We start from the raw sequence: 14276 nt of genomic DNA, 5'->3' as shown, positions 1-14276 counted from the left end.
CGTTATGTCTTTATTTGAGTTTGTTAAAACAAAACCTTGAAATGTTAATAGAAATAGACGAAATGCATAAAAATCCGATGAAGTGCGTAAAAATCAGTCTTAAAAACTGAATTAAGCCGAAAGAACATTGAGAAAAAAATAAGTCTAAGATTTTGTTTACATTTTTTTCTTACATTTGAAACAACTAAAATCTATTTTAACTATGAAAAAAATTCTACTCGCACTGGCTTTCGGATACTTTTTATCTGGAACTGCTCAAGAAAACGAATCAATTTCTTCGAAAAAAAATGAAATGAAAATAAATGCTGCTTTCTTAGTGGCGGGAGCCTTAGAGGTAAGCTATGAACGGATAATTAATGAAGAATCAGCCTTTGGTGCCTCTTTGTTGTTAGCTATAGATGACGATATTGATACAAAAGTGATCTTTACACCCTACTATCGTTACTATTTTGGAAAAAAGCCTGCTGCAGGTTTTTTTGCTGAAGGTTTTGGTATGCTAAACAATTATGAAAGCTACAAATACAACACCATAGGAAACGAATCTAGAACAACCACTCGTACCGATTTCGCTTTAGGATTTGGACTCGGTGCCAAATGGATTACCAAAAAAGGATTTATCTTCGAGATAAACGGCGGTGTTGGACGTAATCTTTTCAATAGTTCGGACACTGATTATGAAATAGTTGGTCGAGGCGGCATCACTTTTGGCTACCGATTCAACTAAATACAAAAAAAGCTTCTCGATTTGAGAAGCTTTCTTTATATAATAGCTATGTGATTACATTTTCATTAACCAGTTTTTCATCGATACTTCATTTTCGATGATGGCTTTTAAGTCGGCAATAGCTACACGGTCTTGTTTCATCGTATCTCTATGACGAATGGTCACCGTTTGGTCTTCTGCGGTTTGATGGTCTACTGTTATACAGAAAGGTGTTCCCAAGGCATCTTGTCTTCTATAACGTCTTCCTACTGCATCTTTCTCATCATAAGAAACATTGAAATCCCAACGTAAATCTTCAATGATTTGTTTAGCAATTTCTGGTAAACCGTCTTTTTTTACTAAAGGTAAAATAGCTGCTTTTGTAGGAGCTAAAACTGATGGTAATTTTAATACTGTTCTTGTTGAACCGTCTTCTAAGGTTTCTTCTTTTAAAGAAGTAGCAAAAACCGCCAAGAACATTCTGTCCAAACCAACTGAAGTTTCTACCACATACGGCACGTAATTTTGATTCAATTCGGCATCAAAATATTGTAATTTTCTACCTGAATATTCTTCGTGCGCTTTCAAATCGAAATCGGTTCTGGAGTGAATTCCTTCTAATTCTTTGAAACCAAAAGGGAATTCAAACTCGATATCGGCAGCAGCATTGGCGTAATGCGCTAATTTTTCATGGTCATGAAAACGGTATCTTTCTGCCCCTAAACCAAGTGATAAATGCCATTTCAAACGCGTAGCTTTCCAGTGTTCGTACCATTGCATTTCTTCTCCTGGACGCACAAAAAATTGCATTTCCATTTGTTCGAATTCACGCATACGGAAGATGAATTGTCTCGCAACGATTTCGTTTCTGAATGCTTTTCCTGTTTGTGCAATTCCAAAAGGAACTTTCATTCGCCCAGATTTTTGAACATTCAAGAAATTCACAAAAATTCCTTGAGCCGTTTCTGGACGCAAATATAAATCCATTGCCGTATCAGCAGAAGCACCTAATTTGGTACCAAACATCAAGTTGAATTGACGCACTTCGGTCCAATTACGTGAACCTGATTCTGGACACGCAATTTCTAATTCTTCGATTAAGGCTTTTACATCTTCTAAATCACCATTACCCAAAGAACGTCCCATTCTTTCTAGAATTTCTCTTTCTTTGGCTAAATATTCTACTACTCTTGGATTGGTCGTAATAAATTCTTGCTCGTTGAAAGCCTCTCCAAAACGAACTTTTGCCTTTTCGATTTCTTTCTTTGCCTTAACATTTAGTTTTTCGGCATAATCTTCAATCAAAACATCGGCACGGTATCTTCTTTTAGAGTCTTTGTTGTCAATCAATGGGTCATTAAAAGCATCAACGTGGCCTGAAGCCTTCCAAGTGGTTGGATGCATCAAAATGGCAGCGTCGAGACCTACAATGTTCTCGTTCATTTGTACCATCGATTTCCACCAATATTCGCGTATGTTCTTTTTTAATTCTACACCGTTTTGTGCATAATCATATACTGCACTCAAACCATCGTATATTTCGCTTGACGGAAAAATAAAGCCGTACTCTTTTGCGTGCGAAACTACATTCTTAAATAAATCTTCTTGTTTTGCCATAGTACTGCAAAAATATAAAAAGTGATTTAAAAAAAAGAAAAAAGAGCAAGATTGCATTGCGGATTTACTTATTTTTAACAATAAAACCCTGATTAGATGATTAAAAACCTTATCGACTTGTTTTTTCCTCCAGTTTGCAGCGGATGTCATGCGTTATTATTGAGTAACGAAAAAACAATTTGTACCCAATGCAGACATGAACTTCCACAAACCAATCATCATTTACTCCCCGAAAACGAAGCCTACAAAAAATTTTATGGCAGAATTCCCCTAGAACATGCCTCTGCTTTTTTGTACTTTCATAAAAAAGGAATGGTTCAGGAATTGATTCATAATTTGAAATACCGTGGGCAACAAGAAATAGGAACTCAACTGGGGCATTGGTATGCGGAAGACTTAAAAAATTGTGAGCCTTTAAAAAATGTAGCTGCAATAATTCCTGTTCCGTTACATACCAAAAGATGGCGCAAAAGGGGCTACAATCAAGTCGATACTTTTGCAGAAGCTTTATCAATGGTGTTAAACATTCCGATAAGAAGAGATATTTTGTTTAAAAAACTTCATGTAAAAACCCAATCCAAGAAAAATTTAATGGGGAGAATCTATGGTGATCAAAAAGTTTTCGAAGTAAATTTTAGCCCTGAGGATCACCAAAAGCATTATTTAATACTAGATGATGTTTTAACCACTGGCGCCACACTAGAAGCTTGTTCTAGAGCACTTTTGGAAATTCCAAACACCAAAATTAGTATTGTTTGTATAGCTATGGCACATTCCTAAAATTATCTTTTTAAAGAAATTAAAATCTAAAAGTGAGTATATTACATTTATACCTTCAAAAAATAAGGATTCCAAAAACATAATAGGAATTATAACAAAATTGTTTTTTAAAGTATAAAGTTAATTGCATAAATTTGGATAAATTTTTATAATCAATTAAATCACATATCATGGCATTTGAATTACCACAATTACCTTATGCATACGATGCATTAGAACCACATATTGATGCAAGAACAATGGAAATTCACCATTCTAAACATCATAATGCTTATACTACCAACCTAAATGCAGCTATTGCAGGTACAGATATGGAAGGCAAAACCATCGAAAATATTTTAATCAATTTAGACCTAAGCAACGCTGCCGTTCGTAATAATGGTGGAGGTTTTTATAACCACAATTTGTTTTGGACTGTAATGTCTCCAAATGGAGGTGGACAACCAACTGGAGAATTGCTTGATGCTATCGAGGCTTCTTTCGGAACATTTGAAGAATTCAAAGCTAAGTTTGCTAAAGCTGGAGCTACACAATTTGGGTCAGGATGGGCTTGGTTGTGTGTTCAAAAAGGCGGAAAATTAGACGTTTGTGGCACACCAAACCAAGACAATCCATTAATGCCAGGTGTAGGTTGCGGCGGAACTCCAATTTTAGGAATGGACGTTTGGGAACACGCTTACTACTTGCACTATCAAAACAGAAGACCAGACTATATTGAAGCTTTTTTCAATGTAATCAATTGGACTGAAGTAACTAGACGTTACGTTTTAGAAAAATAAAATGTTTTTACGATAAATTAAAGGCTGCCTAAAATTAGTTTAGACAGCCTTTTTTATTTTTGAATCGATAGTTTAAAACCATCCTTTCTTGCCCACTTGGTAGGTTTGATAAAATTCTTCATCAGATTTGGTCAAATAGATAATACCTTCTATAAAGCCAATTATACCTCCAATTCCACAGGTAACTACACCAATTACTAATTGAACAATTCCTTCTTGCGTGTAGCCTAAAACAAACTTGTGAATCCCAAGATACCCGAAAAGAATTGCCAATACACCGGCAATAATTTTTTTGTTTTCTGGTTGTGCTTTAGGATAAGGGGTGTTCCATGCTTCGTGTTTCGTTTCTTCCATGATGGTTTATTTTGGTTATGACTTAGTTAGTGGTAAATCTATAAAAAAAGTTACATATTTTTATTAACCAATAGATTATCATTTACCATAAAGTGCCTTTATTTTATCCACAATCACTTGAGCCAATCTCTCATGACTCTCGAAAGTCCAGCCAGCAATATGTGGAGAAAGCAAAACTTTTGGACTTTTTAGTAAATAATCAAAAGCTTCTGGCGTGTTTTTATCTTGGAATAAAGTTTCAAAAGACAATTTCTCATACTCCAAAACATCCAATCCTGCACCCAAAATTTTTCCAGATTCTAAGGCTTGAACCAAATCGGCAGTAACTACATTTTTGCCTCTTGAGGTGTTAATTAACCAAAAAGAGTTGGAAAATGAAGCGATAAAATCAGCATTCACCATTTTGTCCGTTTCGGGTGTCCAAGGAATATGTAGGCTCAGCACATCGGCTTTTTGTTGTAATTCTTCTAGTGTAACTTGTTTGGCGTTGGTATCACCTACATTAGGCAAAATATCGTAACAAAGTACTTCAACATCAAACCCTCGCAGTTTTTTAGCAAAAGCTTTTCCCATATTTCCGTAACCAATAATCCCAACGGTCTTTCCGTCTAGTTCATGACCGCGGTTACTTTCTCTATTCCATTGTCCTTTTCTAATTTCAGCATCGGCTTGATTGAGTTTGTTAAAAAGCGACAAAATCATTCCTAAAGAATGCTCTGATACCGCATTTCGATTACCTTCAGGAGCGGCTATGAGTGCAATATTTTTAGACAAAGCATATTCGCAATCTATGCTTTCGAGACCAGCACCCACTCGGGCAATAAACCGTAAATTAGTAGCTTTGTCGATGAAATTTTTATCGATTTTGAATCGGCTACGAATAACGATGCCATGATAGTCTTTAATTTTATCTTCAACGGCTTCTTTAGAAGAAGTAAAGTCGGCTTCGTTGTGAAAACCCGCTTGCTGCAATTGTTCCCACAACAAAGGATTGTTGCTATCTATATGAAGGATTTTGATGTCCATAAATTTTAATTTTTTAGCTTTCAAAGTAACGAAAAAAAAATACGGTTTATGTTTTCTTTAAAACAGTTCCCTCAAAAAAAGCTTAAATTTGCAAAAAACACATTTTTCGGATTTCAACTTTAAAAAAACACCTTTTTTACTCTGTATAAAAAAGTTACTTTTACACCTATATCTTGTTAAAAGAAGGCTGTGCTAGAAATTCGTTTCAATAATTACTATTTATGAAATTAACAAAAACATTTAAAGCATTTTTCAAAACTGAGAAAGCTGGAGGTTTATTACTCCTTTTTGTGACAATCCTCTCACTATTTCTAGCTAACTCGAGTATACAAACCGATTATATCGCTTTTTGGAAAACGCCTTTGGGGCATCATAGCATTACCGATTGGATCAACGACGGTTTGATGGCTATTTTCTTTTTAATGATTGGATTAGAATTGGAGCGCGAAATCTATGATGGCGAATTATCCGATATTAAAAATGCGGCTTTACCTATTTTTGGAGCTTTGGGAGGGATGCTAGTGCCTGCTGGAATTTTCTTAGCGTTAAATTTTGGAACGATTACCCAAAACGGAGCGGGTATTCCTATGGCTACTGATATTGCTTTTGCTATTGGAATTTTATCCTTACTGGGGAATCGGGTGCCTGCTTCTTTAAAAATATTTTTAACGGCATTGGCTGTTATTGACGATTTAGGAGCCATTATCGTCATCGCTGTGTTTTATACTGATTCGATTGCCTTTCTAAATTTATTTTATGCCTTAGCCGTTTGGGGCTTCTTGTTTATTTTAAATAGAAAAAAGGTCCATAATTTAATTCCGTATTTGCTTGGTGGCGTAGCCATGTGGTATTTTATGTTGAATTCAGGAATTCATGCTACGATTACAGGTGTTATTTTGGCCTTTGTGATTCCGTTTGGGGATGGTGGACCGCAGACTTCTTCCTACCGTTTACAACATTTTTTACACAATCCCGTGGCGTTTATTATCCTACCTTTATTTGCCATTGCCAATACTGGAATCCCAATTGAAGGCGATTGGCACGAGGGCTTGTCGCATGCTAACTCTTTGGGTATTATAGTTGGTTTAGTCATCGGAAAACCATTAGGGATTTGGTTGTTTTCGTTTTTGGCGGTGTCGTTGGGTTTTTGTGCTTTGCCGAAAGAACTGCGTTGGAAAGATATTGTTGGAGCTGGAATGCTTGGCGGGATTGGATTTACAATGTCCATTTTTATCACCTTGTTGGCCTTTAAAAATGACGGGGAGGAAATCATCAATTATTCTAAAATTGCAATTCTAATTGCTTCATTTTTGGCAGGAACCCTTGGTTTTATTTGGCTCAAAATCAATTTAAAAGAGAAGAAGGCTAAAAAGAAAAAAGCGGTGTAATCTATTTTTAGCCACGAATTACACCAATCAACACAAATTGAAATTCGTTTTAATGACACTAATCCAATAAAACGGGTTAGCCTTGTTGAAATCTGAAATCTCTTTTCGTAATGATATCGCGTGAGGGATAGGAGCTAGCTACCGAAGTAGCGCGGATAGCCCGACAGCCTAAAGGAAAGGGGCCGACTCACGAGTAGCATGAGTTGGCCCCTTTGCTTTAGGGTGGCACGCCCAAATGATTTATCCTTTGATTTGTTTTAAAGACGTTTTGATGCCTCGAATGAGTGAGGAACTGAAACCGTGCATTTCCATTTCGTTGAGTCCTGCGATGGTACAGCCTTGTGGTGTAGTTACGCGGTCGATTAATTGTTCTGGATGGCCTTTTTCTTCTAGGAGCATTTCGGCGGCACCTTTGACGGTTTGTGCTGAAATGGCCAAAGCAGTTTGCCAATCGAATCCAATCTCAATACCCGCTTGCATAGACGCGCGGATGTAACGTAGGGCAAAAGCTGTTCCGCTGGCGGCCAAAACGGTGGCGGCATCCATTAGTTTTTCATCGATAATTGGCGCGGTTCCTAAGTCCTGAAACAATTGCACTACCGGTTGAGCGGTTTCTTTGTTTTTTTCGTTGAAGGCGATACAAGTCGCTGAAGCTCCGAATTGGGCAGCGATATTGGGCATAATTCGGATGGCGCTGTGAGAAGCCCCTATTTTGTTTTGTAAATTTTCGATAGATAAACCACTAACGGCTGAAGCAATGGTTTTGTTCGTAATTACTGGAAGGATTTCAGTCAAAACTGTATCTACTTGATAAGGTTTGATGGTCAAGATAATTAAATCGGCTTCTTGAATAGCTAAGGTATTGTCTGTTGCAACGGTGATTCCGAGTTCTTGCAAATATAAAATACTAGCCGTGTTGCGTCGTGTGATGGTGATTTGATGTCCTTGTGAAAACTTGGCTAAACCTAAGGCAATAGAAACGCCAAGGTTTCCTCCTCCGATGATGTGTACTTTCATGGTTTGGTTTTTTCCTCCCCCCAGCCCCCTCCAAAAGAGGGGGAGCCGATATGGGAATGTGTTATTTTTATTACTTATTAAAATCCTAAAACCAATTTGGCTATAGAAAAATAAATCAAAATTCCGCAAATGTCGTTACTAGTGGTAATAAATGGCCCTGTTGCTAATGCCGGGTCGATACCAAATTTGTCCAATAACAACGGGATAAAAGTACCAATTAATGAGGCAATAATTATCACGGAAACCAATGCAATTGTTACAATTACGCCAATAATTACCTCTACATTCAGCAGAAAATGGCTTCCTAAAAACAAGATGCTGGCTAAGATTAATCCGTTCAAAAGGCTTAGTGAAATTTCTTTGACCAAACGATTGAACAGCGAACCACTTAAGGTATTATTTGCCAAACCTTGAACAATAATTGCTGAGGATTGCACCCCAACATTTCCAGCCATCGCAGCGATTAATGGAGTAAAAAAGAATAATTTGCCATGTTCAGCCATGGCGCCTTCAAACAAACCAAGCACGCGAACGGTGATAAATCCACCTAATAGCGCTAAAACCAACCAAGGCAAACGTGCTTTGGTCAATTCCATAATACTATCATCGGCCTCTACGTCTTGCGAGATACCCGCTGCTAACTGGTAATCTTTGTCGGCTTCGTCCTTGATTACGTCTACGATATCATCGATGGTGATACGGCCTACTAATCGGCCTAATTCATCCACGACAGGAATGGCTTCTAAGTCATATTTTTGCATGATACGAGCCACCTCAACATCTTCGGTGTCTACGTTGACAAAATTTAATTTTCTTATGTACACATCGCTGATTGCGGTTCGTGTAGAAGTGGTTAATAAGTCTTTGAGCGATAAACGTCCTTTTAGTCTTCCGTCATCATCTACTACATAAATGGAGTGAACGCGTGATATATTTTCGGCTTGAATTCGCATTTCTTTGACACAAGTGAGTACGTTCCAGTTTTCGTTGACTTTCACTAACTCTTTGTGCATGATTCCCCCAGCAGTATCTTCGTCATAGCGCAGCAATTCGACAATGTCTTTGGCGTGCTCAACGTCTTGCAATTCTGAGATTACTTCGGCTTTGATGTCTTGCGATAATTCGGCAATAATGTCGGCCGCATCATTGGTTTCTAATTCATCAAGCTCTTCAGCGATTTCTTTTGGGGAAAGACGGCTCAAGATGTTTTCTCTCAAATCGTCTTCTAGTTCTAGAAGGATTTCGGCTGTTTTTTCGCTATCTAAAACCTTGAAAATATAGGTTGCCTCGTCAAAGTCGAGTTCGTCTAAAACCTCTGCAATATCAGCATGGTGCATGTCATTCAATAACAATTCCAACTGAACGTCGTTCTTGTTTTGAATGAGTTGCTCTAACTCTAGTATGAGTTCTTTGCTGATTTTAAACTCCATCGGCTTCTATTTTTCGTGTTAATGCTATAAATTCTTCTACGCTCAATTGCTCCGGACGAATATCAAAAATTGGGTCTTCTCTTAAAGCATCGGACAAATTTAAGGTTTTTAAACTGTTGCGCAAGGTTTTTCGGCGCTGCTGAAAGGCAGTTTTCACTACGGTAAACAAAAGTTTTTCGCTACAAGGCAAGGTGTAATTTTCTTTACGACGCATACGCATCACACCCGATTTTACTTTTGGCGGCGGATTGAATACGTGTTCGTCAACCGTAAACAAATATTCGGTATCGTAGAATGCTTGTGCCAAAACCGAAAGTATGCCGTAAGTTTTACTTCCTTTTTTCTCGCAAATGCGTTCGGCAACTTCTTTTTGAAACATACCTGAAAACTCTGGAATTTGGTCTCTAAACTCCAAAGTTCTGAATACAATTTGCGTTGAAATATTATAGGGAAAATTACCAATGATAGCAAATTGTTTCCCTTCGAAAACGGAATTGATATTATATTTTAAGAAATCTTCTGAGATAATTTTATCCTTTAATTTTGGATAATTGGCATCCAAATAAGTTACCGATTCCGTATCGATTTCTATAACATAGGTATCGATGGGTATTTCTAGCAAATATTTGGTCAACACTCCCATTCCTGGACCAATTTCTAAGACTTCGTTGTAGCCTTCTAAACTCAAGGTGTCGGCAATGGCTTTGGCAATGCTTTCATCTTTTAGAAAGTGTTGTCCGAGATGTTTTTTGGCTTTTACTTTTTCCATGAAATTTTATAGTGTTTAGAATTTGATATTGAAGTGTTTCAAATCGGTTATTTTTTTTTGTTTATTTCTAGCAGTTGCTGAATATCTAATAAATCCTTTGGTCTATTTGCTTTTATTTTGCTTGTTATCAAATCTTCGAGAGAGAGTACATTCCACTTTAAAAACGAATTAGAATTAACCGTTACCTCTTCACTACTTTCAAAAGCTTCGTCAAAAGTTTTATTTACGGAAAACTTGGTAATTAGTTCTAAATCTAAATCCAGAGGAGAAAATTTAATCGATATATTTTGTTTTTCTTTTTTAACATTTTCGGGAAAATCCTCAATTTCATATCCCATTTCATTAAAAACAGCGACTAACTTTTTGAAATTAAGTTCTGTGGTTTCAATCCAAAAATCTACATCAGATGAATGGCGTTGATACCCATGAAAGTTTACAGCTCCACCCCCAACCATCAGCATACGAACTTTATATTTATTCGCCGTTGCAATAAACTGATTAATATTTTCTTCCCATTTATGAGACATGCTCCTTTTTAATTAAAATAAAATTTGTGCTTTTCTTTACCTTTTTTTTAATTGGAAATTCCTGCATTTTCTCCATTAAACGCAAAAAACTATAAAAGCGTTCGCATTTAGATAATTTCAAAAAATCATCTATTTGTTTTTTATTGCTTTCTTCTTTGGTTTGAAAAAAAAGTTCCATAACTACTGATTATTTTAGAGTAATTAGCCTCATTACCTCTAAATGCTATTATTTTCACTATCGGATTCAAATCGCAAATTAGTTGATTTTGATTTAATGCTCCGAAATCACTTGTAATTCTGTTCTGAAAGCTAGCATTTTGTCTCCAAATAATTTTAAGCCTTCTTCTCTTAAAGCTGGAGCGTCTTCATCATAATACTTTTGAAGGGTCGCTTTACTATCTGTCGTGTATTGCACCGAATAGGTAAGTCCACCCATTTCTTCTTCGACCAAAACGCGAACTAATCTAGCATTAATAAATTTGCCCGTAGCTAACATTTCTGGAATGTGTTTGTGCTGCATCCAAATCATCCATTTGTCGTGTACACTTTCGTGAATATTGATGGTAACGTTGTATATAATCATCTTTTGTTGTTTTATCGGTTAATTGTTTAATCGTTGATTTGTTTTATCGGTTAACCGAGTCAACGATTACACTCTTTTACAAATTTGTATCGCCTCTTAACTGTCTGAATTTTTTCCTTGCCTCAACAAAGTAAATACTGTCTTGATGGTTAAAAATCATTTTTTCATAAAGTGGTTTTGCTTTTTCGGGGTCGTTTAGGTATTTCACATACAGTTCTGCTGCAAAAAACAAGGCTTCATCGATGTAAATGCCATCACTATGTTGAGCAATTATCGCCTGATATTGTTGCAATGCCAAAGTATAATTACCAGTCGTCTCATACAATTTACCTAATCGTAAAAGAGTCACCGCTTCAATCTCTTGTCCTTTGAATTGCTGTAGTATCTTTTGGAAATGAGCAATAGCCTCCTCGTTACGTTTTTGATACATCAAATAGTCGCCTTTGGCAAATTGCTTTAAAGACGTTTGAGTCGAATCGGCAACGGTATTGTCATTGATTAATAAAAAATATTCCAAAGCATCATTGGCAATCAATTGCGTATTGGCAGATTTTAATTCTTTAAATTGCTTCAACGCCCAATCAAAATCGGTTTTAAAATAACTCGTTTTGGCTGCTTTTAAACTGGCTTCATGCGCCATTACATCGTTCTTCAAATCCAATTCAATTTGGGAATAATACAACAAGGCTTGGTTGTATTTTTCTTCATATAACAAGATATCGGCCAACTCCATTTTGGCATCGGCAATTTGATAATCGTTTAGTTGTAATGTCAAGACCTTGTTGATGATTGCCTTGGCTTCTTCTGGTTTTTTAAGACTAAAAGCCGTAAAATGAGCTTGAATTAATTGCAATCTCAAGGTAAATGGAGTAATTTTAAATTCTTGCAACAAGGCTTTTAGCTGAGCATCAATGGCAGCAAAATCAGCAGGCTTTGCTTTCGCTAATTTCATTTCGATCAAAAACGTATTGGCTTGTATTAGTGTTTCTAAATCTTTAGTGTTCTCCAATACAAATCCTAAGATTTCGGTTGCCACTTCGGTTTGGTCTTCTTCAATTGCCATTTGTCCCAAGCTTACAATTTCAGCCAAGGATTCTGGATTACGTTTGTAAATGGCTTTTTCTTGAATGAATGCTTTGCCAAACTCTTTTTGTTGTACATAAAACCAACTCAAATACTGATTCCAGAAGATATCTTGGTCTTTTTGAGTGCGTAAAATCAACGCCTTTTTTAAAGAATCAGAAAATGAGGTATCGTTCTCGTCTGACATATAACGAGACAATTGATGCTGAATTAAACTCGAATTCTGAGGATTGATGAAGGCTTCGTCTAAAAAAGTGGTAATCATTAAATCGGTTTTACCCAATTGCCCATAAAGCAAGGCCATTTGATAATTGAAATTAAAAGTGGGCTCCAATTCGACCGCAATTTGATAGGCTTTTACGGCGTATTCTAAAATCACTTTTTTCTCAAAAGCATTGGATACACCATACACTTCGTTGGGATTTTTACGAATACTTTCAAGCGCTTGTTCGTAATAACTTTTGGCTTTGGCTTCGTTTTTTTGCAACTGCCAATTGTAGCCCATTTCGACTAATAAAAAAGCTTGTTTGTATTTAGAATAACGCGTTTGTATGGTTTTTTCGGCCAAATCATATTGTTGCAATTGTTGATAGCAATCAATTGTTCTGAGAAAATATTGAGAGTTTTGAGGGATACTTTTGAGCAATTCTTCGTACCCTAATTTGGCTTTTTCAAAATCTCCTTTTTCATAAAAATATTGAGCCAATTGTTCGTTTTGCGAAAAACAAATCCATGAAAAAAACAGCATGATATGTAGAAAGAGTTTTTTCATGGGTTGCGAATTTATTTAACCATATAAGGTATTTAAGGGCATATAAGAATTACATTGCTATTCAAAATTTAAGCTTTTGCCTTAAAAAGTTGAATCATATTTTTTTTTAATGCCTGAAAAATTATTTTAATCATTAAAACTTAAATGACCTTAAATGCCTTATATGGTAATTTATTTTAGTCAATGATATCAAAACCACAATACGGACGTAATACTTCTGGGATTACGATTCCTTCTGGAGTTTGGTAGTTTTCTAAAATTCCAGCCAAAACTCTAGGCAAAGCCAAAGAACTTCCGTTCAAGGTATGCGCCAATTGATTTTTGCCGTCTTTGTCTTTGAAACGTAATTTCAAACGGTTGGCTTGGAAGGTTTCAAAATTAGATACAGATGAAATTTCTAACCAACGGTCTTGCGCAGTTGAAAACACTTCAAAATCATAGGTCAACGCCGCAGTGAATCCCATATCGCCTCCACACAAACGCAAAATTCGGTACGGTAATTTTAGTTCCTGCAAAATATCTTTGACATGTTCTACCATACCATCCAAAGCTTCGTATGACTTTTCTGGATGTTCGATACGAACAATTTCTACTTTATCAAATTGGTGCAAACGGTTTAATCCGCGTACATGTGCTCCATAAGAACCTGCTTCACGACGGAAACAAGGAGTGTAAGCGGTACATAAAATTGGCAATTCATTTTCACTTACAATAACATCTCTAAATAAATTGGTCACGGGAACCTCAGCCGTTGGAATCAAATACAAATCATCAACAGTAGCGTGGTACATTTGCCCTTCTTTGTCTGGCAATTGACCCGTTCCGTAGCCTGAAGCTTCGTTTACTAAATGTGGCACCTGCATTTCCTTGTAACCTGAAGCTGTGTTTTTATCTAAAAAATAATTGATTAAAGCACGTTGTAAGCGAGCTCCTTTTCCTTTGTAAACAGGGAATCCCGCACCCGTGATTTTTACACCCAATTCAAAATCAATGATATCGTATTTTTTTACCAATTCCCAATGTGGCAAAGCGCCTTCGTGCAACGCAGGAATGTCACCTTCTTGAAAAACGTTTAGGTTGTCGTCTGCCGATTTTCCGTTCGGTACAATATCCGCTGGAAGGTTAGGTAAGGTATATAATTTTTGAGTCAATTCTTCGGCCAAAGCATCTGCTTTTTCTGCCAATTCCTTGCTTTTTTCTTTTAAAGAAACTGTTTTTTCTTTAAGAATAGCGGCTTTTGCTTTCTCACCACTTTTCATCAAATCCCCAATATCTTTGGACAATTTATTAGATTCAGATAAAGTGTTGTCTAAAGCCACTTGAGTAGCGCGACGTTGTTCGTCTAGTTGTACCACTTCGTTTACAATACTGTTAGCGTCAAGGTTTCTTTTGGCTAAAGCGTTGATTACTTTTTCTTGATTCTCTCTAATAAATGCGATTTGTAACAT

General features: G+C 36.5%; 15 protein-coding genes. 4 read left to right on the top strand and 11 right to left on the bottom strand.

What is annotated here, in order from left to right:
* The first annotated feature begins 202 nt into the window (after positions 1-202).
* Positions 203-724, top strand: coding sequence for a DUF3575 domain-containing protein (locus BXU11_RS02320; RefSeq protein WP_078210873.1), 522 nt, complete (start codon positions 203-205; stop codon positions 722-724).
* Between the two features lie 54 nt (positions 725-778).
* On the opposite strand, the gene BXU11_RS02315 is transcribed toward BXU11_RS02320, so the two are convergent.
* Positions 779-2320, bottom strand: a complete 1542-nt coding sequence (locus BXU11_RS02315; RefSeq protein WP_024980657.1) for a glycine--tRNA ligase — start codon at positions 2318-2320, stop codon at positions 779-781.
* A gap of 96 nt (positions 2321-2416) precedes the next feature.
* Between BXU11_RS02315 and BXU11_RS02310 the strand changes: the two genes are divergently transcribed.
* Together BXU11_RS02310 and BXU11_RS02305 are read left to right on the top strand one after the other, a co-directional pair.
* Positions 2417-3100: a ComF family protein gene (locus tag BXU11_RS02310; protein ID WP_024980656.1), complete on the top strand. Its 684-nt coding sequence runs from the start codon at positions 2417-2419 to the stop codon at positions 3098-3100.
* Positions 3101-3270: 170 nt separating this feature from the next.
* Entirely contained in the window at positions 3271-3879 is a 609-nt protein-coding gene (locus tag BXU11_RS02305) for a superoxide dismutase (RefSeq protein WP_024980655.1), read from the top strand.
* 72 nt (positions 3880-3951) lie between these two features.
* Here the strand turns inward: BXU11_RS02305 and BXU11_RS02300 are convergent, their stop codons facing one another.
* Both BXU11_RS02300 and BXU11_RS02295 read right to left on the bottom strand, forming a co-directional pair.
* Positions 3952-4233: a TM2 domain-containing protein gene (locus BXU11_RS02300; RefSeq protein ID WP_024980654.1), complete on the bottom strand. Its 282-nt coding sequence runs from the start codon at positions 4231-4233 to the stop codon at positions 3952-3954.
* Positions 4234-4311: 78 nt separating this feature from the next.
* On the bottom strand, positions 4312-5259 hold the full coding sequence (locus BXU11_RS02295) for a 2-hydroxyacid dehydrogenase (RefSeq protein WP_078210872.1): 948 nt from the start codon (positions 5257-5259) through the stop codon (positions 4312-4314).
* A 221-nt stretch (positions 5260-5480) separates the two neighbouring features.
* On the opposite strand from BXU11_RS02295, the gene nhaA reads away from it, so the two are divergent.
* On the top strand, positions 5481-6647 hold the full coding sequence (nhaA, locus tag BXU11_RS02290) for a Na+/H+ antiporter NhaA (RefSeq protein ID WP_078210871.1): 1167 nt from the start codon (positions 5481-5483) through the stop codon (positions 6645-6647).
* Between the two features lie 240 nt (positions 6648-6887).
* Here the strand turns inward: nhaA and proC are convergent, their stop codons facing one another.
* The 8 genes from proC to serS all read right to left on the bottom strand — a co-directional run bounded on the left by proC (position 6888) and on the right by serS (position 14276).
* The gene (gene proC / locus BXU11_RS02285; protein WP_024980651.1) at positions 6888-7664 is read right to left on the bottom strand and encodes a pyrroline-5-carboxylate reductase; all 777 of its coding nucleotides are present in this window, start codon (positions 7662-7664) and stop codon (positions 6888-6890) included.
* Between the two features lie 77 nt (positions 7665-7741).
* The gene (gene mgtE, locus BXU11_RS02280) at positions 7742-9094 is read right to left on the bottom strand and encodes a magnesium transporter (protein WP_078210870.1); all 1353 of its coding nucleotides are present in this window, start codon (positions 9092-9094) and stop codon (positions 7742-7744) included.
* Positions 9084-9863: a 16S rRNA (adenine(1518)-N(6)/adenine(1519)-N(6))-dimethyltransferase RsmA gene (rsmA, locus tag BXU11_RS02275; protein WP_024980649.1), complete on the bottom strand. Its 780-nt coding sequence runs from the start codon at positions 9861-9863 to the stop codon at positions 9084-9086. Before rsmA ends, mgtE begins: the two co-directional genes overlap by 11 nt.
* Positions 9864-9910: 47 nt before the next feature.
* Positions 9911-10390: a nucleotidyl transferase AbiEii/AbiGii toxin family protein gene (locus tag BXU11_RS02270; protein WP_024980648.1), complete on the bottom strand. Its 480-nt coding sequence runs from the start codon at positions 10388-10390 to the stop codon at positions 9911-9913.
* Entirely contained in the window at positions 10380-10568 is a 189-nt protein-coding gene (locus BXU11_RS02265; RefSeq protein WP_078210869.1) for a hypothetical protein, read from the bottom strand. Before BXU11_RS02265 ends, BXU11_RS02270 begins: the two co-directional genes overlap by 11 nt.
* A 93-nt stretch (positions 10569-10661) precedes the next feature.
* Entirely contained in the window at positions 10662-10973 is a 312-nt protein-coding gene (locus BXU11_RS02260; protein ID WP_064715803.1) for a DUF4286 family protein, read from the bottom strand.
* Positions 10974-11049: 76 nt separating this feature from the next.
* Positions 11050-12828: a tetratricopeptide repeat protein gene (locus BXU11_RS02255; RefSeq protein WP_078210868.1), complete on the bottom strand. Its 1779-nt coding sequence runs from the start codon at positions 12826-12828 to the stop codon at positions 11050-11052.
* A gap of 176 nt (positions 12829-13004) precedes the next feature.
* Positions 13005-14276 carry a serine--tRNA ligase gene (gene serS, locus BXU11_RS02250; protein WP_078212020.1) on the bottom strand — a complete coding sequence of 424 codons (1272 nt, stop codon included), beginning with the start codon at positions 14274-14276 and terminating at the stop codon, positions 13005-13007.

Origin of the sequence: Flavobacterium sp. LM5 (genome assembly GCF_002017945.1) — a bacterium.
GTDB lineage: Bacteria > Bacteroidota > Bacteroidia > Flavobacteriales > Flavobacteriaceae > Flavobacterium > Flavobacterium succinicans.
The sequence above is the reverse complement of the archived record's forward strand: the minus strand, read 5'-3'. Positions and strand labels throughout refer to the sequence as shown.